Origin of the sequence: Paenibacillus chitinolyticus (assembly GCF_045038035.1) — a bacterium.
Lineage (GTDB): Bacteria > Bacillota > Bacilli > Paenibacillales > NBRC-103111 > Paenibacillus_F > Paenibacillus_F chitinolyticus_A.
The window spans coordinates 3,296,773-3,318,804 of the sequence record NZ_CP173427.1 but is presented as its reverse complement, the minus strand read 5'-3'; the positions used below and the strand labels follow the sequence as shown (position 1 = coordinate 3,318,804).

Here is a 22,032-nt window from a genome sequence, read left to right as displayed (position 1 = left end):
AGAAGGTGCGGCCATGAGCTATTTTGCGGCCCTCAGACAGTATCCGAAAGAGTCCTGGTTCTTTCTGTTTGCAAGCTTTATCAATTCGCTGGGCAGCTCTTTTATGTGGCCGCTCACAACCCTGTACGTTCATAACGTACTGGGACGCTCCTTCGGCGAGGCGGGACTGGTGCTCCTTATCCAGTCTCTCGCTTCGGTCGCCGGGCAAATCGCGGGAGGTATCCTTTATGACCGGTTAGGCGTGAAACGGCTGGTCGTCGGCTCCTTGATGGCGGGAAGCGCGGCTCAGCTTGCTCTCATTCCGGTATCCGGGTGGTATGCCTACATGGCCCTGATGGCTGCAATCGGTTTCCTGAATGCGGTCTCTATGCCGGCCGTTCAGGGGTATGTCGGATTCCGCTGGAAAGAACGGCGGAGAGAGCTTTTCAACCTCATTTATGTCGGAAACAACATCGGCATGGCAATCGGCACCTCCATTGCGGGGCTGCTGGCGAGTTGGTTCAGCTTTTCGGTCAATTTTCTGGTAAACGGCTTGTCGACGCTTGCCTTCGCTCTGTTCTTTTCTGTTTTTATGACAACGAAATCTAGCGGTCCGGTTTCCGGCGGGGAAGCACCCGAGGAGAAAGCAGAGGCTATCCGCAGCGCGTGGCAGCTTCTATCGAACGTAAAGCTGTACTTGTTTATGGCGGGAGGCTCGATGTTCATCTGGTTTTCGACTTCCGTCTGGAATTCCGGGATCGCTCCGCATATAGACGCTCAAAATTGGGGAATGGCTTCGTACAGCTTCCTGTGGACCGTCAACGGCATTCTGATCTTCGCGGGACAGCCTCTTCTGGGCTGGCTGAAAAAACATGCGGTCCGAAGCCTCCCTGCCCAGATGACCGCAAGTGCCATGCTCTACGCCGCTGGCTTTTCGCTGCTTCTCGTTTCGCAGAGCTACCGGATGATGATCGCGGGCATGATCGTGACGACCTTTGGAGAAATGCTGATTGCACCCGCCATGCCGGCGTTTATTACGGAAAAAACAGGACGCAGCTCCCCGTTTTATTTGGGTGTGGTCCAGGCCGTAAGCTTGCTTGGAAGACTGCTTGGACCCTATGCGCTTGGAACACTGTATGACCGCAGCGGTGTGAGAACAGTGCTGATGATTGCGTCTGCCGCATCGGCGGTGTCCGTCATTCTCTATGTCCTGCATGCTTCTTTTAACCGGGAACGCGAGAGCGGAGAAACTGCGGACGATGCGATGACCGGTTGAGGAAGTCCGAAGATGAACGAAGGCAGCGTACCGGCAGCAAATAGGCGCCCGATTTCCGTGTTCGAAAACCGGCGCCGAATGCGCCGGTTTTTTTTGCGTTGAGCCGGTTTTAGCCGGGAGGGGGCGCGATGTTTACATTTTTGAAACAAAATGTGCGCTGTTTTAAAATATAATGAAGGATACGTAAGATACATGAAGCGAATTTTTCGCGCCGGGTGCGCCCGTACAAAGGAGTTTTTCATGAACAAACTATTAATTGTCGATGACGAAAGTCAAATCGTCGACATTCTCTCTTATGCGTGCAAAAGGGAAGGATTTGCCGTAGAGACGGCGTTCTCAGGCCTAGAGGCGCTGCGGAAAATAGAAGAATGGGGACCGCAGATCCTCATTCTGGATTTGATGCTGCCGGATATGAACGGCTTCGAGGTGTGCCGCAAAATCAGAAATCCAGATTCGCTCGGCATCATTATGCTGACGGCGGAGGAACTTCGCTGCGCTGGAAACGAAACAACTTCAACTGGAAAAAACCGTTCAAAGGCTGACCCGGCTGGAAAAGCAGCAGAAAGAATTCATCGGGGCCATTTCACACGAATTCAAAACCCCGCTCACGGTTATCCGGGCTTACCTTGATCTGATCGACTTGTACAAGGACGATGCGGAGCTGGCCGGTCAGGCCAAAACGAGCCTCGTAAAAGAGACGGCCCGGCTTCAGGAGATGGTGGATACCATACTCCGGCTTGCCGCCCTGGATTTGTACGAGTTTCAGGACCATGAGCAGATCATCGGCCTTCAGTCGTTTCTGAAGGAACTGGCGAGCCGCATGCACGGAAAAGCCCGTAAATTCGGCCTGCACATCCACACGGAAATTTCCGACGTCTGTGTTCGCGGGGACCGGGAACATTTGACGATCATATTCGTCAATCTGCTGGACAATGCGATCAAATTCAATCATCCGGGAGGCGAAATCCGGTTAACCGGCTGCCGGGACAACGGGAAGGTGAAGATCCGGGTAAGCGATACGGGAATCGGCATTCCCGAAGATCGGAGAGCGGCCATTTTCGAACCGTTTTCGACCGCTCATAAGGCATTGTACCGCGAGTTGGGAGGCACGGGGCTAGGTCTTGCGCTCGTCAGACAGCTGCTGGACAAGCAGGGAGGAACGATCGAGCTTCTCCCCGGCTGCCCCGGAGCCGTTTTCGAGGTGACGCTGGAGGCGGCCGATTCAGCGGAAGCTGCCGCCGTTCAAGGTAAGGAACCGGACAGCGCGTAAATGTTTACAATTCCGCAACATCCGGCAGCCGCTTTCGTTACAATCACCCGTTATGCTTGTGCCAAGGAGAGAGGGTAAAGATGATCAAGATTTTCAGCAAAAAGTCGGCTTTATCCGCCGCAGCCGGCTGTTTACTTCTTTCCGGCTGCGGAACGGGCGGCACGGAGGGGCGTGAAGTGATCCGGCTGGCCGGCAAAAGCATCACCGTCATCGAAAATCAGAACGAGCTTGTCGTCAACAAGGCGGCTCTGATTTCTCTGGAACGCTACGAGGACCGGATCGGCCTCGGCTGGGTGGACGAAGATACCCTCCTGATGGCCAAGACCGAGGAGTCCTCGCTTAACGCGCTTATCCGGCAGAGAATGCTGCTGTTCCGGCCGGGTACGGGGAAAGAGGAATTTTTCCCGGGCTCCGCCTACAACCAGGTGGAAGCGGAGCTTTCGCCGGACGGCTCTGCCGTTTTTTATAAGGAATCGGAAGGGGTCAACGCTTCGGCGACAGGCTACGTGGCCCGGACTTCGGACCGGATTCCCGTGCGGATCACCGAAGATAACGCCATACCCGTCAAGGAAGGCCGCTGGATGGATAACGGGCATATTCTGTACGCGGGCCTCGACGGCAGCATGTATGTATGGGACACCGGCGGACGCACCCAAAAACTGCCGGGGCCGGATGCTGCGGGTGCTGCGGGCGCCACGGGCGCGCGAAGCGTGATGCGGACGGACAGCGCCGTATTTTACATCGGCGGGGACGGCCGGCTGTACGAGGCACGGCTGGACGGCGGAGCCGTATCTGCGGTAGCCGAGCATGTGCAGGCGGCGGTTCCTTCGCCGGACGGGACCCGGATTGCCCTCGTTAAAGCCGGCGGTCCGAGGCAGGCTTCGCTTTCTTTTTACGGCGTGAAGACGGGAAAAGAGCGCCCGATCGCTGACGGGACGGCCTTTCACAGCCCCTGCTGGTCGGGGGACGGAAGCCGGCTCGCTTACTCGGCGGCTTCGGACCGGGCGGGGCAAAGCGGCCTTTTTATCACATCGGCCGATCCCGGCGGGGAGACGGTGCAGCTGTCGGCGGACGTATTTCCCGGCTATCCGATTTCGTTCAGTCCTTCGGGGCGGCAGCTTCTCGCCTCCAAAGTCATTGCGGAAGGAAGCCGGAACAAAACCGTAACCTACCGCATGACCTTTAAGAAATAAAACGCGCATCATCCGGTGGAAAGGAATTCAATATGCGAAAATTTGTCTGGGTCACAGCCGGACTTGCCGTCGTTATCCTGACGGTATTCGCCGTCCTGAACGGGATGGGGAAGAATGAGGCGGATTCGGCCCCGCCCGCGAAAACAGCTCCTTTTGCCGAGAACAAGCCGGTTGATCTTCTTCGCGATGGCCGCGTGCAGATACTGGATCTGGCCGGCAAGTTCGCCGGGTATGAAGGCTGCTTTCTGCTGTACGGGTTGCAGGACCAAACCTATTACGTGTATAATCCCACGCAGTGCGAAAGAAGACTTTCTCCGGCTTCCACGTTTAAAATTGCCGGTTCTCTAATCGGACTGGAGACGGGAACCGTCGACGAGAAAACGGTCGTTCCGTGGGACGGCCATCCTTACCGATACCCCGAGTGGAACAAGGACCACACCCTTGCCTCGGCACTGGCTAACTCGGTCACCTGGTTTTACCAGAAAATGGCCGTTCGTATCGGAAGCGGGCGTATGCAGGATTATCTGCACCGGATCGGGTACGGGAACGAGGATATACAGGGAGGCATCGACACCTTTTGGCTCGGTTCCTCGCTGCGCATATCGGCCGTGGAGCAAGTGGATTTTCTCGCGAAACTCTACGAGGATAAGCTGCCTTTCTCCATAAAAACGACCGGGCTCGTCAAACAGATGCTTGTGCTGGAGAAGCAAGGGGAGGCCGTCTTATCCGGCAAAACGGGCACCTGCAACGCGGGAGCCTGCCTGTCGGAGGAACCCCGCAACGATGTGCTGGGCTGGTTCGTGGGACACCTTGAGAAGGAGGGGCAGGAGTATGTGTTTGCCCTTAATATAGAGGCGGATATGAAGGCAAACGGCAGCGCGGCCCGCAAAATCGCGGGAGAAGTTCTTCGCAGCATGAAGCTCTGGAACTGACCGGCGCCAATACGCAAACGCGAATCAAGAAAAAACGGGAAGCGAACCGGAGCAACCGGAGCAACCGAAGAATTCGAACATTCAGGGGGGCGATCTCATGATAAGAAACGGAAAGACGCTGGCGGGAATCGGAGGTATTCTCCTTCTGCTGCTTTTGCCGGCCTGCAGTCAGGAAGAAACGCCGCAGCACGCTTTCGAGGCCTATGTGAACGGCTGGAAAGCACTCGATTACGAAGCGATGTACGACAAGCTGTCACCGGCGTCGCAGACTAAAATCAGCAAGGACGATTTCGTCAAAAAATACGAAAGCGTCTATAAAGGGATTGAAATGACCGATTTGACCGTAAAACCGGCTTTTCCGGAAGAACTGCAAAAACCGGTCAAGAATAAGGATGAGGTTTCCGTCCCGTTTCATGTGGAGCTGAACACGATCGCCGGCCCGGTAAAATTCGACCAGACCGCCCGTCTGGTGAAGGGCACGAAAGAGAAAGACACCGTCTGGCAGGTCGATTGGTCGCCTTCCTACCTGTTCCCCCAATTGAAAGACGGGGATAAAGTAAGAGTCCAGAGCAGCGAAGCAGTGCGGGGCGAAATCGTGGACAGGCGCGGCAACAAGCTCGCCTACAACGGCCCGGCCAAGCAAATCGGGGTCGTGCCGGGCAAGCTGGGCGATGCGGCGGAGCAGACCAAAGCGAAGCTCGCGGATAAGCTGGGAATGAAGGTGGAGGAGATCAACCAGAAGCTGTCGGCTTCCTGGGTGAAGCCGGAATCGTTCGTTCCGCTCGCGTACATTCAGGACGGCGAAACCGAAGCTTACACGAAGCTCCCCGGCGTCACGTTCAGCAGCAAAGAAATCCGGACCTATCCGTTTGACGAAGCGGCGGCTCACTTGACCGGATATATCGGACAGATCAGCGCGGAGGAGCTGAAAAAGCTTCAGAGCGAAGGCTACCGTACGGGCGACGTAATCGGCAAGGCGGGGCTGGAGCAGATCTACGAGAAGCAGCTCAAGGGCCAGCCCGGTTACAAAATCTTCATTACAGGGGCCGACGGCACCGAAAAAGACACACTGGCCGCGAAAACAATGGTTCCGGGTCAGACCGTAACGCTGAGCATCGACGCCAATCTCCAGAAGCTGGTCTACGAGCAGATGAAAAAAGATGCCGGATCGGCTGCCGCAATCCAGCCGCTGACCGGTGAAATACTTGCTCTCGTGAGCAGTCCGTCGTACAATCCGAACGTTTTTGTGAAGGGCATATCCGGCACGCAGTATAAGCAGCTCAGCGAGGACCCCAAAAAGCCGTTCCTGAACCGCTTCACGAAAACCTTCTCGCCGGGTTCGGCTTTCAAAATGCTTACGGCAGCAGTGTCGATCGACGGAGGGGTGCTGAATCCCGACGAGCAGAAGCCGATCAAAGGGCTCCGCTGGACGAAGGACGCATCCTGGGGCAGTTACTACGTAACCCGGGTGCATGAGGCGAGTCCGGTCAATCTGCAGAGCGCGCTGACGAACTCCGACAACATTTATTTCGCCCAGGCCGCTCTGGATTTGGGGAAAGACAAGTTTACCCAGGCTTCCGCCAAATTCGGCATTAACGAGAAACTTCCGCTGCCGTATGCGTTCGATACCTCGCAGCTGTACAACAAGCAGATCGCTAACGATATTCAACTGGCCGATTCCGGTTACGGACAAGGCGAAGTGACCATGACTTCCCTGAACATCGCTCTGGCTTACTCGGCGCTTGTGAATCAGGGCAATATCATTTATCCTTCGCTTTTGAAGGAAGACAAAGGCAAGGAGAAGTACTGGAAACCATCGGCGATGAAGCCCGAAACGGCTGAACTTTTGAAAAAAGATCTTGTCGAAGCGGTCAAGGACCCGCGGGGCGTAGGACATGGAGCGGCTGTACCGGGCAAGCTTATCGCAGGTAAAACCGGCACGGCCGAGCTTAAAAAGAGCAAAGGGGAAGAAGGCCAGGAGAACGGCTGGTTTGTCGGTTTCGATGCGGCCGATCCGCAGCTTCTCGTGTCGATGATGATCGAGGATGTAAAAGGAAGAGGAGGGAGCGGCTATATCACTTCGAGGGTTAAAGCCGTCTTCCAGCAGTATGCGAACGGAATCAATTAACTATCGGCAGGCATAAGGTTCTCTTTGCGTAAGAAGAGAGTCTTCGCCTGCGCCTGCTGCGGAACGGGACGGCGTGGTGTAGGGTCTCTTTGAACCGGGTAATATAAAAGAAGAGGTTCCCTTCCCCTAACGGGAACGATTATGAAAGGAGTGTACCGGGATGGATGCCAAAGAAATGGAAGAACAGTTGGTCCGCAAACTGACGGAAGGCGAGATGGAGGAAGAAGACAGGGAGGAATCCGCGAGAAAGCGGCTGCCGACTAAGACGGAAATCCGCATACAGGCCACGACTGATCCCGTGGTCGAGGAAACCCGGAAGTACCGCGAAATGGCCGAAGAGATTGACGGCCGGTACGACCGGTATACGCAATTATTGGATGGAAAAGGACCGGATTCCCCCAAAGATCAGTCTTAAAGGACAGAGAAGCACCCGCCTGCTGTACCAGGCGGGTTATTCGGGTTTGACGGACTTCTCTCCGTATTTATTGCGGTAATGGCTGAGGGCAAGGAGCGGCCAGATGTAGCGGTAGCTTTCGTAGGTGTTGTAGAAGCTGCCCGGCAGTCCCGCCCCTGTCGGGTATATGGAAGTCCAATTCCGCTCGCCGAGAGCGGCGACGAGGCGCTGTATGCCCCGGTCGATTGCCGCCGAAGGCCGGGGATGAACCGCGATCAGCGCGTCGAGGGCCCATGCGGTTTGGGACGGGGTACTGGCCCCGAGACTTTCGTAGCGGCCCGCAATGTCGCTGCGGCACGATTCTCCCCAGCCCCCGTCCGGATTTTGAACGCTGAGCAGCCAGCGTACCCCTTTGGCAACCGCGGGATGATCCGGTTTCAAGCCGACCGCCGCCAGCCCCGTCAGCGCCGCCCACGTTCCGTACAGGTAGCAGACCCCCCAGCGCCCGTACCAGGAGCCGTCTTTTTCCTGGTTGGCGGCCAGCCAGTCCGCCCCTCGCCGAATCCAGTCGTGCCTAACGTCCAGACCCGCTGTGCTGCCTAGAAATTCCAGCGTCCGGCCTGTCAAGTCTGCCGTGGAAGGATCGATTGCCGCATGCTTAGCGCCTTCCATGGGAAGGAGCGTGAGCAACTTTTCGTCCGTGTCCTTCTCGAAAGCGGCCCAGCCGCCGTCATGGTTCTGCATGGACATGATCCAGTACAAGCCCCTGTTCCATGCTTCCCGGCCGGCGGTCCCTTCGGAGCGCAGAAATTTAACCGCGCGGAGAGCGGCTGTCGTATCGTCCACATCCGGATTGCGCGTATTGGAGGGGGAGAACCCCCAGCCTCCGGGTACCGGATGGGAAACTTTCCGGCTCCAGTCGCCGATCTTCCGCTGCTGTTTGGCGAGCAGGTAGGAAGCGGCCTTCCGGATTCCGGGAGTTTCCGGCCGGGCGCCCGCTTCCTGCAGCGCATAGGCGATCAGAGCCGTATCCCATACGGTGGACGGGGCGTTCTGCATAAGCAGCCTGCCTTCGGACACGCACAGCATGGCCTTCAGGCCCTTTACCGCCTGCGCGATAGTCGGATGGCGGCGCTCGTAGCCGAGCGAGAGCAGCGCGAAGACGAGCAGGCACGTGCTGCTGGCGTAGCTGTACAGCGTACCGTCGGGCTCGATCCGCTCGAGCATAAACCGCTCGGCTTTCTTCACCGCGCTCCCGTGGAGCTGGCCGGGAAGCGTGGCGAGCTGCGAGATCCCCGCCTGGATGGCCGCCAGCAGTGCTCCCGGGCCGCGATCCGGTTGTGCGGAAGAGCCGGGAACCGACCCGGAAGAGGCGCCGCTCTTCCCGTCCTCGTCCCGTCGCACATCCAGCGCGGACAAGTCCGGTGTCCGGCTCGTACGGACGGAGAAGTTCCGGTCCGCCATCAGCAGAACGGGTGCCAGATGAACCCGCGCGTAGGCGGACAAATCGAAGAAGCTCAAGGGAGCCGACGCCGGCAGGAGCAGGAACTCAAGGGGGACCGAGTACGCAGCCGGCCACGGAATCTGCCCCGTTGCGGCCAGAATGACGCGTGTCAGGACATTCTTAACGCCGGCGATCCCTCCCCGGGAGCGGATAAAGGCCCGGGCGTTCACCAGGGACGGACTGCCGTCGTCCGAATAGCCGGAGAAGAGCAGGGCGTAATAGGCTTCTACGCTTGCGGCCAAATTGCCGTTCTTCTCGTCGACATACAGCTTCCAGGAGCCGTCGGGCTGCTGGGTGCGGACGATGCTGTCGTGCAGCCGTCGGATCAGCGCCTCATCGTCCGCGTTATCCGTTTCCAGCGTGCGGAGCAGAATAATCAGGTAGGCGCTTGTTGAAATTCCATTGTCGTAGCAAAATTTCCACGTTCCGTCCTTTTCCTGTTTTCCCAGCAGCCATTCGGAAAGGCTGTCGATAGCATAAGCGACATCCCGCATAATACCCATCGGATTACACACCCTTTTTTACAAAGTCTGTATTCAGCGAATAAACGGCGGATAGCGGTAACTTTTTTCATTTCTAATCGTTCTTATCAGTGTATGTAAAAAAATCCCGGATAGTTGTGCGGCCGGGGGAGGCGCGAAAAAAACAAACAGGCACCTGTTAAAGGCGCCTGTTCGAACGGTCGTCTGCTGATTCGGGTCGGTTTAAAGTGCGTTCTTCAACTTAGTACAGGAAAGTACGGCTGATGATAACCAGCAGAATGAAGAGAACCAGAATTACCCCCGTGCTAGTGAAAGCTCCACCGTAACCAACGCCGCATCCTACTCCTGCTCCTACTCCTCCAACGTATCCCATACCGATCCAACTCCTCTTAATTTGATTGACCTTACCCTACAACATATGACGAAGGGAGGAAGGACGATTGTGCGTTTGACCCGAAAGGGGAAACGCCAGAACGGAAGAGGGCGACGGAAGATGCGGAATTTTATAATGGAATAAATTGGATGAAAAAGTTACAAAAAATTAATGTTTTACGAAGCCGAATGCGGAAGGAAGCGGACGGATACAGATGGAACCTTATAAAGTCTTCTTTATTTTGAAAAAGGGGTTATTGGCAGTATGAAGAAAGCACTCAAAATTTTTCTTTCTCTTCTCCTCGTTGCGGGATCGATTTACCTGGTGCGCCAGAGCGCTCCGCGTTTTACCTACAAAGATCAGGTTGCCGTCCTGCTTTATCACCACATCAGCGATACGGACACGAGCAACGTCACGATTACACCGGCGTTGTTCCGCAGCCAGCTCACTTTTCTGAAGAAAGAAAATTATCACTTTATTACGCTCCAGCAGTTCAAAAGCTTTATGGCGGGCGGGAATGTGCCGGAGAATGCCGTCCTGGTTACGTTCGACGACGGGTACGAAAGTTTATACGACCAGGCTTATCCGGTGCTGAAGGAGCTTCAGGTTCCGGCCGTTAATTTCGAGATCACGGGAACGCTGGCGGACCCTCGTGCGCGCAAGCTCCATTTTCTCGACGAGCGGCAGCTGAGAACGATCGCAACCGATCGCGACGCCAATATTTCCTGTCAGTGTCATTCCGACAGCATGCACGACAAACAGAACGGCAAGCCTCTGCTGACGACGAACATTATGGTGGACGGCAAGCAGGAGACGGAGGAACAGTATAAGAAGCGGGTGGTGAACGACGCCCTCGACTGCAAGAAGAAACTGAAAAAAGCGGGGGAAGAGGAAGTCGATTCCTACGCGTATCCCTACGGCTATTACGATGACCGGGCGACCTCGCTCCTTCAGAGCGTCGGGTATAAGTACGGCTTCACGGTTCTCAGCGAAATGACGACAAGAGCCGACGATCCTATGCAGATTTCGCGCATCACGGCCGGAAGCCCGGATATCACGCCCCAGGTCCTGAACCGGACTATCCAGCGCAATGTGATGGACTTCAGCCAGGATTATAATTACGTGCCCCTGCGGGACACGCTGAAAGATCTGGACGGCACGATGACCAGGAACAAGGACCGTACGATTACGTTCTATCTTCATGGCAAATCTTATAAATTGGATCCGGAATCAGGAACGATTGAAACGGCAGGGAAACAAATTCCGCTTAAACATCCCCTTCTGTTAAAATCGCGCAAAGCGTATATTCATTTCAAGGATCTGGAGAATGTGCTGGGTATACAAATCGCCCACAATCCTTTGCGTAACTCGTTTTTCGAGCGTCTGACTCCGGCCAAAGCAAAAGCAAGAAACATTGAAACGCTTACAAAATTTTAGAAAATGTTAGAAAAAGCGAGAAAAAGGGTGAATGAAACCGGTAAAACGGTTCTTTCGCCTATTTTCGATATTTTCTGAATATTTACAATAGTTTAATATTTGAGATAAGATAAAGCCAAGGAGGAACACAAATTTTAAATGGGTATAAGGACATAAACACTTCAACTTGAGAGCCAGGGGTGATCCCTATAGGACCCTAACCACCAGAAATCCAGCAGAAATCCAGACTACAGGAAGGGAGATGAATCCGTTGTACCCAGTTAGCGAAGCATGCCCTTAATAATCGAAGCGGAGGCATGCGGGAACCCAGGAAACGAATGAAGCAGAATGGAGTGTAAACGGACAATTGAATACGTTCAATCAAGCATAGGGGCCTGCCGATTATCACGGATAACCGGGGTCCCTATTTACGTGTCTGTTTGTCCGAGTTTGATCCGAACCGGTGCCGGAGGGCGCTTTTTTTATGTCTTTTTTTGACGGCCGCCGGGTGCGGCTACCTGAAATTTTAATCCCCAATGAAAAAAAAGAGGCCTTATGACCGTTAGCCGCCCCCTGTACAATAAAGGAACCGGGATTTCCACTTTAACCGACAGGAGGTGCGGATACTTGCCAAGCAGCAATCGCTCCCGCACGGCGGCGGCCGGAATTCAGAGCAATCGGGGAGCGGCGGGTTGGATACGCCTGTTTTACAAACAGCGCCAGCTGCAGACGATGGCCCTTCTCGGGGTCGCCTGGATTCTTATTTTCAACTACATACCCATGTATGGCATTTTGATCGCCTTCAAAAATTTCAGCATCATTAAGTCCGTCTCCGAGGCTCCCTGGGCAGGATTTGAACACTTCCGGGCATTCCTGGAGGACGAGAGCTTGCTCCCCGTCATCCGGAATACACTCGGGATGAGTCTGCTCAAGCTGGTCATCGGATTCCCGCTTCCGATTCTGTTCGCTCTTTTTTTGAATGAACTGAGGTCGGTGCGGTTCAAAAAAACGGTTCAGACGATCTCGTATTTGCCGCACTTTTTGTCCTGGGTCATTCTAGGAGGAATCTTGTCCACCTGGCTGGCGGATACGGGATTGATCAACAAGCTTCTGGAAGGACTCGGTCTTCTTCGAGAACCGGTGGCATTTCTGGCCGAACCGGCTTACTTCTGGGGCATTGTCGTCTCGACCGACATCTGGAAGGAGCTGGGCTGGTCCGCGATCATTTACTTGGCGGCGATAGCCGGGGTTTCCCCGGAGCTTTACGAGGCGGCCACGATGGATGGGGCGGGGCGTTTTCAGAAAATGCTTGCCATCACGCTCCCGTCGATCAAGGGAACGATCACGATTCTGTTTATTCTCGCCATCAGCGGGGTGCTTAATTCCAACTTCGACCAGATTCTGGTGCTTCGGAATTCCTTGAATGAAAGCGCTAGCAATGTGATTGATGTATATGTGTATCACATGGGTATCGCAAACAGCCGGTTTTCTTACGCGACCGCGGTCGGACTCATCAAATCCGTCATTGCCCTGGGGCTTCTGCTGGGAGCCAATTACGTGACCAAAAGATTTAATCAGACATCACTTTTCTGAAGAAAAGAGGCTTGGATTTGATTTTGTTTAAACGGAAAACTGCGGGAGAAGCGATTTTTGATTCGTTAAACGGGCTCGTGATGCTGCTTGTCTGTTTTGTGACGCTCTATCCGATCTGGTATGTGCTGGTCCATTCGTTCAACAACGGGACCGATGCGATGCAGGGCGGGATTTACTGGTGGCCGAGGGTGCCGAGTCTGGACAATTACCGGGCCGTTTTTGAAAATACGGGGATTATGAAGGCCATGGGCATTACGGTGGCAAAAACGGTAATCGGCACCGCGGCACACGTGTTTTTCACCTCGATGGTCGCGTACGCGTTCTCCCGGAGGGAATTGGTCGGACGACAGGTATACATGATGCTGGGCACGGTGACGCTTTTTTTCAGCGGAGGGCTGATCCCGACCTATTTGCTCATCCGTGACCTGGGACTGCTGGACAGCTTCTGGGTGTACATCCTTCCGGCGATGTTTAACTTCTTCGACCTGATTATTTTTCTCGCCTTTTTCCGGGAAATTCCGGCGGGGCTCGAGGAAGCGGCGAAAATCGACGGAGCCGGCGACTTTACGATTTTTTGCAGGATCGTGTTCCCTGTGTCCATGCCGGTAGTGGCTACGATCGCCTTGTTTCACGGGGTCTATCAGTGGAACGATTATTTTACGGGCATGATCTACATCAACAATCCCGATCTTCAGCCGATCCAGACCTTCCTTTACAGGGTGGTGGCCCAATCCAGCTCGAACCAGATGCTGGCCGCGGCTCCGGGCGGAATGGCCAAGAACGTTACCTCCCAATCGATCAAGCTGGCGACGATGGTGGTCACAACGCTCCCAATTGTTCTGGCGTATCCGTTTCTGCAAAAATATTTTGTAAAAGGATTTATGATTGGTTCCATCAAAGGTTAGAAAGGCTAGATTGAAGCACTCATGATTCGTGTAAAAGGAGACCGATCTTATGCGCAAAACGAGCAGGCTGGTTCCACTGGTTCTCAGCGCCGTCCTGGCCTTAACGGCTGCGGCATGCACGCAAGGAGGGGCGGGAGGTGAAACGGCCAAGCCGGATTCCAAAGCCGCCGAAATCAAGATCGACCCGAACGCGCCGGGGTGGAAGAGCGACACGTCGCCAATCACGTTCGACTGGTATTTGAATTTCTCCTGGTTCGGGAGCAAGTGGGGAGCCGATCCGACCTCGCAGTATATCACCAAGAAAACCGGCGTGAATCTTAACCTGATCGTACCCGCGGGCAACGAGAACGAGAAGCTGAATACGATGATCGCGTCGGGCAAGCTGCCGGATTTCATCACGCTTGGCTGGTATGAGGACGGAGTCAAGAAAATGATCGAGGGCGGAATGGTGCTCCCTCTGAATAAGCTTGCCGACCAGTACGATCCGTATTTCGTCAAGGTGGCGGACCCCGCCAAGGTGTCGTGGTATACGCAGCCGGACGGGAACGTATACGGCTATCCGAACGCCGCGGCCTCTCCTAAGGATTACGAGACTTCGGGGGACAAACAGACGTCGAACCAGACCTTCCTGGTCCGCAAGGATATGTACGAGGCGCTCGGCAGACCCGATATGCGAACGCCGGAAGGCTTCCTCGGCGCATTGAAGGCCGCGAAGGAAAAGTTTCCCGAAGTGGGGGGGCAGCCGCTCATTCCGCTCGGGCTGCATGAATTCGGGGACACCGGCAACTATTCGCTGGAAGATTATAACCAGCGTTCTTCCATTCTGCAGAACTTCCTTGCCATTCCGATGGAAAAAGACGGCAAGCTGTACGACCGCACCACGGACCCCGAGTACGTCAAATGGCTGAAAACGTTCCGCAAGGCCAACGAGACGGGCCTGCTCGCCAAAGATATTTTTATCGACAAGCGGCCCCAAATGGAAGAGAAAATCGCCCAGGGGCGCTACTTCGCGATGATGTATCAGCGCACGGACTTCGCCGCTCAGCAGAATGCGCTGTATGCGAAGGACCCGAACTCCGTGTATATCGCCGTGGACGGTCCCGGCAATGCGAAGCAGGACCCGCCCACCTTGAGCGGGGGCACGATTTCGGGCTGGACGGTCACGCTGATTTCCAAAGACGTGAAGGATAAAGCCAGGGCCATCCGTTTTCTGACGTATATGCTTAGCGAAGAAGGGCAGAAGGATTTCTATCTCGGAGAGAAAGGCGTTTCCTACGATACGATTGACGGCAAAGACCAGTTCAAACCGGAGGCGCTCGCTCTGCTCAACAAAGACCGTACGGCGTTCGACAAACGGTACGGGTCCTCCTATACGTTCTGGATGCTGATGGATACGACGATGAACTTGAAATGGGCACCGCCCGCCGTGGAACCGTTCAAACAGCTGGAAGAGTGGACGAAAGGGAAAACGAAAAGCTTTTCTCAATTCGATCAGGTGAATCCGACGGGTACTTCCGAGGAAGGGATCATCGCGGGCAAAATAACCCAGCTGTGGGGCAAGGCGCTGCCGAAGCTGCTGCTAGCCAAGAGCGACGGGGAATTCGACCAGATTTTTGCCAAGTTTCTGAAGGATCGCGAAAACGCGGGCATCGCCAAGGTGGAAGCGTACCGGCAGAAGGTGTACGAGGATAATCTAAAGAAGCTTCAGCAGTTTATGAAATAAGCTTTTCAAAGAACCCAGACTTCTGGGTTTTTTGGAGTTTTGGCGCTATACTGGAATTAGTCCGATTCCCATAATTTTGCTTTTTCGCTGCCCGATCGGGCTTTCTTTTTTCCGATACTCGACTAGGATGTGATGCGGTGGATATGACGAGCCGGCTATCCGGCTGGAAAGCCCGGACGATCCAGGCGGCAGGCGCCGTTCCGCTGCAGACCCGCTTGATCGTCTCGTATATTTTTATCATGCTGATTCCGGTTGTACTGCTGTCGATGTACTTGTTTAACTCCTTTTACCAGAGCACGATCCGGGAAATTGTCAAATCGAACGAGTCGATGCTGGAAGTGGAGAAAACGAATATTTACAATCATATGGAAACGATGGAGAGAACCGCCCAGCTGATCGTTTCCGATACGGCGGTCTCGGAATATTTGCAGAGCAACCGCAATCTCGAAGTGAACGAGCTGCTCGAATACCGCCGGAACGCTTACGACAACCTGCTGCGTCTTCAGTTTAACAATCCGAATCTCGCTCATATCCGATTGTTCACGAACAATGCGAACGTAAAGGAAATATGGCCGGTTTTTTTCAGCGAATCCCGGGTTGCCGGCGAGCCCTGGTACAAACAAGTAAAAGAAAGCTCAGGCACTGTCCAGTGGATCTTCGGGCATTCGGACCCGGATCTCATCCGGGATACGTCTGTCCCCTCGATGGATGAACGGGGCAAAGTATCGCTGCTGCGGGAAATCAGCTTCGTTAAAGGCCAGCATGAGGCAATCGTGCAGGTCGATATGTACTTCGATCTTTTCTTCCCGAAAACGTTCAGCCGGGTGCAGGACGGACAGTCGCAGATGATGATCGTCGACGGAAGCGGGGCCGTTCACACGCGTTATGATACCGCTTTCTTCCGTAAACTGGCGGCGTCCGAATTTCTCGACCGGTTGAACCGGGGCACTTCTCTCGGCGGCAGCTTTGAGTTTACAAGCAAAGGAACGCGGTATTTGTGCGTATACGCCAAGCTCGACCGGCTCGGCGCCTTTATGCTGAACATCGTCTCCCTGGAGGAGCCGTTTTCGGATATCGCGAAGACGCGCAATAACCTGATTCTGGCTGTTATCGGCCTGATCGCGCTGTTGGCGGTGACGACGTATTTTCTGCTGTCGCTCATTCTGAAAAAGCTTCACGTGCTGCAAAATTCGATGAAAAGAGTGCGCCAGGGCAATTTTCATTTCGACATCGACATTCACGGGGGAGGCGAAGTGGGGGAACTGGCTCATCACTTCCGGCTCATGCTGCGCAAAATCAACGAGCTCATCGTGGAGGCGGTCAATAAGCAGGCGGCGACGAAAGAAGCCGAGCTGAACTCGCTGAAAAACCAGATCGATTCCCATTTTATGTACAATACGCTGGAAAATTTGAAAATGATGGCTGAAATCGGGGAGCAGTACGCGCTGTCGGACGCCCTGACCTCGCTCGGGGGCATGATGCGGTACAACCTGAAGTGGACCAGCGATTATGTGCGGCTTGCAGACGAGATTCAGCATATCGGCAATTACATCGCTATTATGAACATCCGCTATGACGATAAGCTGCGCCTGCAGCTTGAGATTCCGCCTGGATTCTGGGACCAGAAGCTGCCGAAGATGTCTCTCCAGCCGATTGTGGAAAATGCCGTCAAGCACGGAATCCGTTCGGCGGGCGGCGATGATGTGCTGATAATTACCGTGAAAGCGAGGGAGCTGGACGGCCGCATGTTCATCAGCGTTCACGATGACGGCAGAGGGATGACGCTGCGTAAGCTTGAGGAGCTTAGGCTCACGATGAGCATAGAGGACGAAGCGTTCCGGCACCGGCATTCCGCCGGAGAATTTCGCGAGCGGGAGGGCAGCGGGATCGGCCTTAGAAATGTGAACCAGCGCGTCCAGCTCTATTATGGCAGGGAGTACGGGCTGCAGATAACCAGCAGGGAAGGGGCTTGGACGGAGGTCGTCCTGAGCCTGCCGCTGCTTTCATTAACCGGAGGGGGATAACGGTTTATGCGCAAATTGTTGATTGTAGACGATGAAAAGAACATCCGGCTCGGGGTTTCCTCCATGATCCGGAGGGAATTTGCCGGGGCATACGAGATTGAACTCGCCTCGGACGGAGAGGAAGCGCTGCGGATTGTGCGCGATGCGGGCGCCCATATCGTCATTACGGACATCCGCATGCCCGGAATGGACGGAATAGCGCTCCTGCGGGAGCTGCAAACATTCCCCGTCAAGCCGCTCGTATTTATTCTGAGCGGGCATGACGACTTCGCTTACGCCAAGGAAGCGATCCGCAACGGCGTCAAGGGCTACCTGCTGAAGCCGATTGTGCGCGATGAGCTTTACGAAGCCTTGCAGCAGGCCGAGAAGGAGCTGGACCGACAGGAAGCCCGGCAGATAGCGCATCGGGGTAAGCTTACCGCCGGCTCCGGCGAGCTTGAATCGTTCCATTCGAGCCAGCTGAATTATATTCTGATGCATCCGGAGATGGATGCATCCGAGATCAGGCAGCGGCTGGCTACCGTTGGGTTCACGGACAACGGCAGCGGCTGGAGGCTCGGGCTGCTGCGCTTTCCGCCGGATCTGCGCCCCCGCGAGCTGGACGAAGGGCTCGCCCGGCTGGAACGGCTGGTTCCGCGGGACCTGCAGCCGCTTCTGAACAGCCCGAGCACGTTCGTCTTCATGGACAAGGACCGCTGCCTTGTCCTGCTGGCGCCGGCCGACGGCGTGCTGCGCCTGCTCCGGGCCGCTGTCCCGGACGGGAGCAGCCCGCTGCTGCGCGCGGGCGTCAGCCGGGAGAAGTGCGACACGGCGCTGTTCAAGGAAGCATACCGCGAGGCGCTGAGCGCTCTCCGCAGCACCTTTATTGCTTCGGCCTGCGGACGCTTGCAGCTTGTTGAGGAGCTGGAGGAGAAGCGGGGCCGCGGAGAAATCCCGCGCGAGCACATCCGGCAAATTTCCAACAAGCTCGGTACGGGACGGCTCGGGGAAATCAAAGCGCTGCTTGCGCATGTACTGGACGCGCGTACAGCGCGCGAAGAAGGCGTTGCCTACGTAGAAGCGGTCTCCAGCCTGCTGAACAAGGATGTGTTCGATCAGGTTTTTCATACGTACGGGGAGCAATCCGTGGAGATTTTGAGAATATACAAAAAAGCCGGCACGATCGACAATTTCGAACATTACCACGAATACGCGGATTGCGCAGGACGTCTGGTCGAGCTGCTGGACGAATACGTCGGCCGGATGAAACAAGTTCACGTCGATCATATCGAAATCAAGCGGGCGGTCAAATACATGGAAGAAAATTATGCCCGGGATCTCAATATGGCGATGGTATCCAACTATGTATCGCTGAACTATACGTATTTCAGCAAAATTTTTAAGGAATATACCGGGGACAATTTCGTCGGCTATCTTAAAAAAATCCGCATTTCCCGGGCCAAAGAGCTGCTGGAAAGCAGTCATTCCAAAGTGTATGAAATCGCCGAACAGGTCGGCTTTGAGAATACGAAGCTGTTTACCCGGGTTTTTAAGGAAAAAGAAGGCATAACGCCGCAGGAATACCGCGCTAAACGGTACATGGAAGGATAACCCGAAAAAACGGACATCTAACAGTAAAACGAGGCCTATTTAAGCCCGGATCGTCGGAAGTATGATAAAGATACACCGGCTGTCGGCTTCGCGCGACTTCCGGAGGAGAGGAGGGCGGAAAAAGAGGCAGGAACACGGGGGCGTGAGAACGTTCACTTATCCATGAAGCGGGGAGGGAATGATGATGAAAACAGGGTTGCTTGCGGCTTTATGCCTGGTTCTGGCTTTCGGCATCGTAGCTGCCGTTCCGGGAGCGACGGTAAAAGCGGCGTTTTCGCAGGACGATTTTCTTAAGGCGAGCGGTACGGTGCTCAAAAACAAATCCGGTACGGGCGCTGTCGTCAGCTTGCGAGGTACGAACCTCGGGGGCTGGCTGCTGCAGGAGAACTGGATGTCGCCGGCCGGGGCGACGGATGAATACACGCTTCGCCGTACGCTGACCGGACGGTTTGGGGAGCCGGGGGCCCAGACGCTGATCAACAGCTACCAAGACACGTGGATTCAGGCCGGGGATCTCGACAACATCAAGAACATGGGCATGAACACGGTCCGGGTTCCCCTGTATTGGGAAGATTTTATGACAACGGACGGAGTCATGAAGCCCGATACCGTTACGTTCCGGAAAATCGACTGGCTGATTAATGAAAGCGCCAAGCGGGGCATTTACGTGATCCTCGATCTTCACGGGGCGCCCGGAGCGGCTTGCCCGTGGCACTCGTGCGGCCGGGAAAACTCGAATCAGTTGTGGAGCAACGCGTCGTACCAGAACTGGACGGTTCAGATTTGGGAGAGGCTGGCCGCGCGGTATAACGGCAATCCGACGGTCGCCGCTTACGATCTCCTGAACGAACCGCTTGTCACGATGGGGGAAGGCGAGAATGCGGCCCAGATCAAGCAGAAAATGGACTTCTACAACCGGATGTACAAAGCCGTCCGGGCCAAAGATCCGAATCACGTCATCATCGTCGCGGCTTTCTTTGACTGGTTTGCAGCCGCACCGCCCTCCACGTACGGCTGGACCAATGTGATGTACCAGACGCATCACTACAACTTTACGAAGTTCGACGACTGGAATTTGACGAATTCGGAGATCGACAGATGGCTGAAAGATATGGCCGATTATCAGCGGCAGTGGAACATTCCGGTGTTTGCGGGCGAATATTCGTGGGATTTCAACGACCTGATGGAAAAATGGCTGTCGGGACTGAACGCGCTCAACGCTTCCTGGACGAACTGGAGCTACAAAGTCAAAGGCGGAGGCAACTGGGGATTTTACAACACGAACAACAATCCTTCTCCGGACTTGAACGTTGACAGCGCGGCGGTCATTACGGCGAAGTGGAGCAAGTTCGGAACGGCCAATTTCAGCGCCAACACCGCGTATCAAAATCTGGTGAAAAAATACACGAGTGCGCCTCCCGTTCAAGGAACGTGGTCGAGTCTGAAGGCGAATGCGAATAATTCGTACGTCAGCGCGGACAATTACGGAAACAGCCCGCTCGTGGCGAACCGGACGAGTGTCGCGGAATGGGAGAAATTCAAAATCGTTCCGAATCCGGACGGCACCGTTTCGCTGCTCTCGCAGGCTAACAACAAATACGTCAGTGCGGATTTGAACCAAGGCGGCAAGCTTATCGCGTCCGCAGGTTCCATCCAGCAGTGGGAGAAGTTCCGGCAAATCGCGCTGCCGGACGGAAGCGTAGGCTTGAAGGCGCTGGCGAACAACAAAGTCGTAAGCGCCGATCTGAATCAGGGAGCCGTACTGGTCGCGAACCGGGACTCCGTCGGCGGAGCCTGGGAAGCTTTCGTCATTACGCCGGCTCCGTAAACCTTGTGTATCGTTAAAAAGTCCCTTCCTGACGGAAGGGACTCTGGCTGCCGGACATTGTCCGGCAGTTTTTTTATTCGTGTACGGCCCGGATTTCCCCGATGCCGTTCATGTATTTTCTCAATGCCTCGGGAATACGGATCGAACCGTCCTCCCGCTGATGATTCTCAAGCAGCGGAATCAGAATACGCGGCGAAGCGACCGCGGTGTTGTTCAGCGTGTAGGCGTACGTCAGCCGCCCTTCCGCATTGCGGTAGCGGATGTTCGAACGGCGGGCCTGGAAGTCAAGCAGGTTGGACGACGAATGCGTTTCGCCGTAGGCATTCCGGCTCGGCATCCAGGTTTCGATGTCGACCTGCTTATATGTTTTCTGCCCCATATCCCCGCAGCAAACCGCCACGACCCGGTACGGCAGCTCCAGCAGCCGCATCAATTCTTCCGCGTTATCGGTAATTTCCCGCAGAAGCTCATCCGATTTCTCGAGACTATTTTCGCAAATAATGACTTGTTCCACCTTGGCGAATTGATGGACGCGGTACAGCCCGTGGACGTCTCTTCCGGCCGATCCGACTTCACTCCGGAAGCAGAGGGAGACGGCCGCCATCTTTACGGGCTCGGCAAGATCCACGATTTCATTGCTGTAGTAGGAGACAAGAGGGACCTCCGAGGTGCCGACCAGCCATTTGTCTTCTTCGGCCAGCTTGAAAGTCTGTTCTTCCCCGAGGGGGAAGTAGCCCGTGTTCAGAAGGGCTTCCCCGCGCGCCATCAGCGGCACGTCCACCGGCGTAAAGCCCTTGTCCAGGAGCAGGTCCAGAGCAAGCTGCTGAACCGCCCGGTGCAGCAGAACTCCCGCGCCCGTCAAATAATACTGGCGGGGGCCGGCTGTTTTCACGCCGCGCGGGATGTCGATCATGCGATGAAGGTTCCCCAGCGCCACGTGATCCTTCGGCTCGAATGCGAAGTCGGGGAGAGTTCCTGCCCGGTACAGCTCGACATTGTCTTTGTCGGATTGTCCGGCCGGGGTATCGGGCGACACGGGATTCGGCACGCGCAGCATCGCCGCCGTGTACGCCTGATCGGTTAGCCGGTATGCCGCCTCCAGATCGTTCAGACGCAGATGGATGTCCTTCACCGCCTGTTTCCTGCGGGCAGCCTCGGGCTGATCGCCCCGCTTAAGAAGCATGCCGATTTCTTCGGTAAGCGCATTGCGCGACTGCCGCAACGCCTCGATCTCGGCCAGCCGGCTCCGCCGCACCTCGTCCAGTTCCAGAAGCTCCGGAATGGAAACCTCGATTCCTTTGTGCCGGGCAGCGTACTCGACTTCCGCTTGATGGGCCCGTATCCATTTTACGTCTAACATGGCACCGCACTCCTTTATTTGGGTATACAAAAAGCGCCCGTCGCCTTCATGGGACGAGGAGC

The 22,032-nt window shown here is 55.3% G+C and carries 17 protein-coding genes; 14 read left to right on the top strand and 3 right to left on the bottom strand.

What is annotated here, in order from left to right; all coding sequences use genetic code 11:
- Nucleotides 1-13: 13 nt before the first annotated feature.
- The 7 genes from ACI48J_RS14940 (at nt 14) to ACI48J_RS14910 (ending at nt 7,193) form a co-directional block, all read left to right on the top strand.
- Nucleotides 14-1,255, top strand: a complete 1,242-nt coding sequence (locus ACI48J_RS14940; protein WP_405078985.1) for an MFS transporter — start codon at nt 14-16, stop codon at nt 1,253-1,255.
- A 240-nt stretch (nt 1,256-1,495) separates the two neighbouring features.
- Nucleotides 1,496-1,885, top strand: coding sequence for a response regulator (locus ACI48J_RS14935; protein WP_405078984.1), 390 nt, complete (start codon nt 1,496-1,498; stop codon nt 1,883-1,885).
- Nucleotides 1,773-2,525: a sensor histidine kinase gene (locus ACI48J_RS14930; RefSeq protein ID WP_405083237.1), complete on the top strand. Its 753-nt coding sequence runs from the start codon at nt 1,773-1,775 to the stop codon at nt 2,523-2,525. Before ACI48J_RS14935 ends, ACI48J_RS14930 begins: the two co-directional genes overlap by 113 nt.
- Before the next feature lie 80 nt (nt 2,526-2,605).
- The gene (locus ACI48J_RS14925) at nt 2,606-3,718 is read left to right on the top strand and encodes a TolB family protein (RefSeq protein ID WP_405078981.1); all 1,113 of its coding nucleotides are present in this window, start codon (nt 2,606-2,608) and stop codon (nt 3,716-3,718) included.
- Between the two features lie 32 nt (nt 3,719-3,750).
- Nucleotides 3,751-4,650, top strand: coding sequence for a penicillin-binding transpeptidase domain-containing protein (locus tag ACI48J_RS14920; protein WP_405078980.1), 900 nt, complete (start codon nt 3,751-3,753; stop codon nt 4,648-4,650).
- A 97-nt stretch (nt 4,651-4,747) separates the two neighbouring features.
- Nucleotides 4,748-6,778 carry a penicillin-binding transpeptidase domain-containing protein gene (locus ACI48J_RS14915; protein WP_405078978.1) on the top strand — a complete coding sequence of 677 codons (2,031 nt, stop codon included), beginning with the start codon at nt 4,748-4,750 and terminating at the stop codon, nt 6,776-6,778.
- A 160-nt stretch (nt 6,779-6,938) separates the two neighbouring features.
- Nucleotides 6,939-7,193 (top strand): hypothetical protein, encoded by a 255-nt coding sequence (locus tag ACI48J_RS14910; protein WP_326055543.1) that lies wholly within the window; start codon nt 6,939-6,941, stop codon nt 7,191-7,193.
- Nucleotides 7,194-7,229: 36 nt separating this feature from the next.
- On the opposite strand, the gene ACI48J_RS14905 is transcribed toward ACI48J_RS14910, so the two are convergent.
- Nucleotides 7,230-9,179: a prenyltransferase/squalene oxidase repeat-containing protein gene (locus ACI48J_RS14905; protein ID WP_405078976.1), complete on the bottom strand. Its 1,950-nt coding sequence runs from the start codon at nt 9,177-9,179 to the stop codon at nt 7,230-7,232.
- Nucleotides 9,180-9,399: 220 nt separating this feature from the next.
- Nucleotides 9,400-9,531 carry a YjcZ family sporulation protein gene (locus ACI48J_RS14900; RefSeq protein ID WP_326055540.1) on the bottom strand — a complete coding sequence of 44 codons (132 nt, stop codon included), beginning with the start codon at nt 9,529-9,531 and terminating at the stop codon, nt 9,400-9,402.
- A gap of 264 nt (nt 9,532-9,795) precedes the next feature.
- Between ACI48J_RS14900 and ACI48J_RS14895 the strand changes: the two genes are divergently transcribed.
- The 7 genes from ACI48J_RS14895 (at nt 9,796) to ACI48J_RS14865 (ending at nt 20,610) form a co-directional block, all read left to right on the top strand.
- A complete protein-coding gene (locus tag ACI48J_RS14895) occupies nt 9,796-10,968 on the top strand; it encodes a polysaccharide deacetylase family protein (RefSeq protein ID WP_405078974.1) in 1,173 nt (390 codons plus the stop codon).
- A 645-nt stretch (nt 10,969-11,613) separates the two neighbouring features.
- A complete protein-coding gene (locus tag ACI48J_RS14890; protein WP_405083236.1) occupies nt 11,614-12,540 on the top strand; it encodes an ABC transporter permease in 927 nt (308 codons plus the stop codon).
- Nucleotides 12,541-12,620: 80 nt separating this feature from the next.
- Nucleotides 12,621-13,445, top strand: a complete 825-nt coding sequence (locus ACI48J_RS14885; protein WP_405083235.1) for a carbohydrate ABC transporter permease — start codon at nt 12,621-12,623, stop codon at nt 13,443-13,445.
- A 49-nt stretch (nt 13,446-13,494) separates the two neighbouring features.
- Nucleotides 13,495-15,168, top strand: coding sequence for an extracellular solute-binding protein (locus ACI48J_RS14880; RefSeq protein WP_326055534.1), 1,674 nt, complete (start codon nt 13,495-13,497; stop codon nt 15,166-15,168).
- Between the two features lie 143 nt (nt 15,169-15,311).
- Entirely contained in the window at nt 15,312-17,192 is a 1,881-nt protein-coding gene (locus ACI48J_RS14875) for a sensor histidine kinase (RefSeq protein WP_405083234.1), read from the top strand.
- A gap of 6 nt (nt 17,193-17,198) precedes the next feature.
- Nucleotides 17,199-18,782: a response regulator gene (locus ACI48J_RS14870; RefSeq protein WP_405078973.1), complete on the top strand. Its 1,584-nt coding sequence runs from the start codon at nt 17,199-17,201 to the stop codon at nt 18,780-18,782.
- A 184-nt stretch (nt 18,783-18,966) separates the two neighbouring features.
- On the top strand, nt 18,967-20,610 hold the full coding sequence (locus ACI48J_RS14865) for a cellulase family glycosylhydrolase (RefSeq protein ID WP_405078971.1): 1,644 nt from the start codon (nt 18,967-18,969) through the stop codon (nt 20,608-20,610).
- A 73-nt stretch (nt 20,611-20,683) separates the two neighbouring features.
- Here the strand turns inward: ACI48J_RS14865 and serS are convergent, their stop codons facing one another.
- Nucleotides 20,684-21,970: a serine--tRNA ligase gene (gene serS / locus ACI48J_RS14860; protein WP_405078969.1), complete on the bottom strand. Its 1,287-nt coding sequence runs from the start codon at nt 21,968-21,970 to the stop codon at nt 20,684-20,686.
- Nucleotides 21,971-22,032 lie beyond the last annotated feature (62 nt).

Coding starts and splice junctions, on each gene's coding strand:
- ACI48J_RS14940 (WP_405078985.1), top strand. CDS start 14: ATGAGCTATTTTGCGGCCCTCAGACAGTATCCGAAAGAGTCCTGGTTC.
- ACI48J_RS14935 (WP_405078984.1), top strand. CDS start 1,496: ATGAACAAACTATTAATTGTCGATGACGAAAGTCAAATCGTCGACATT.
- ACI48J_RS14925 (WP_405078981.1), top strand. CDS start 2,606: ATGATCAAGATTTTCAGCAAAAAGTCGGCTTTATCCGCCGCAGCCGGC.
- ACI48J_RS14920 (WP_405078980.1), top strand. CDS start 3,751: ATGCGAAAATTTGTCTGGGTCACAGCCGGACTTGCCGTCGTTATCCTG.
- ACI48J_RS14915 (WP_405078978.1), top strand. CDS start 4,748: ATGATAAGAAACGGAAAGACGCTGGCGGGAATCGGAGGTATTCTCCTT.
- ACI48J_RS14910 (WP_326055543.1), top strand. CDS start 6,939: ATGGATGCCAAAGAAATGGAAGAACAGTTGGTCCGCAAACTGACGGAA.
- ACI48J_RS14905 (WP_405078976.1), bottom strand. CDS start 9,179: ATGGGTATTATGCGGGATGTCGCTTATGCTATCGACAGCCTTTCCGAA.
- ACI48J_RS14900 (WP_326055540.1), bottom strand. CDS start 9,531: ATGGGATACGTTGGAGGAGTAGGAGCAGGAGTAGGATGCGGCGTTGGT.
- ACI48J_RS14895 (WP_405078974.1), top strand. CDS start 9,796: ATGAAGAAAGCACTCAAAATTTTTCTTTCTCTTCTCCTCGTTGCGGGA.
- ACI48J_RS14885 (WP_405083235.1), top strand. CDS start 12,621: ATGCTGCTTGTCTGTTTTGTGACGCTCTATCCGATCTGGTATGTGCTG.
- ACI48J_RS14880 (WP_326055534.1), top strand. CDS start 13,495: ATGCGCAAAACGAGCAGGCTGGTTCCACTGGTTCTCAGCGCCGTCCTG.
- ACI48J_RS14875 (WP_405083234.1), top strand. CDS start 15,312: ATGACGAGCCGGCTATCCGGCTGGAAAGCCCGGACGATCCAGGCGGCA.
- ACI48J_RS14870 (WP_405078973.1), top strand. CDS start 17,199: ATGCGCAAATTGTTGATTGTAGACGATGAAAAGAACATCCGGCTCGGG.
- ACI48J_RS14865 (WP_405078971.1), top strand. CDS start 18,967: ATGAAAACAGGGTTGCTTGCGGCTTTATGCCTGGTTCTGGCTTTCGGC.
- serS (WP_405078969.1), bottom strand. CDS start 21,970: ATGTTAGACGTAAAATGGATACGGGCCCATCAAGCGGAAGTCGAGTAC.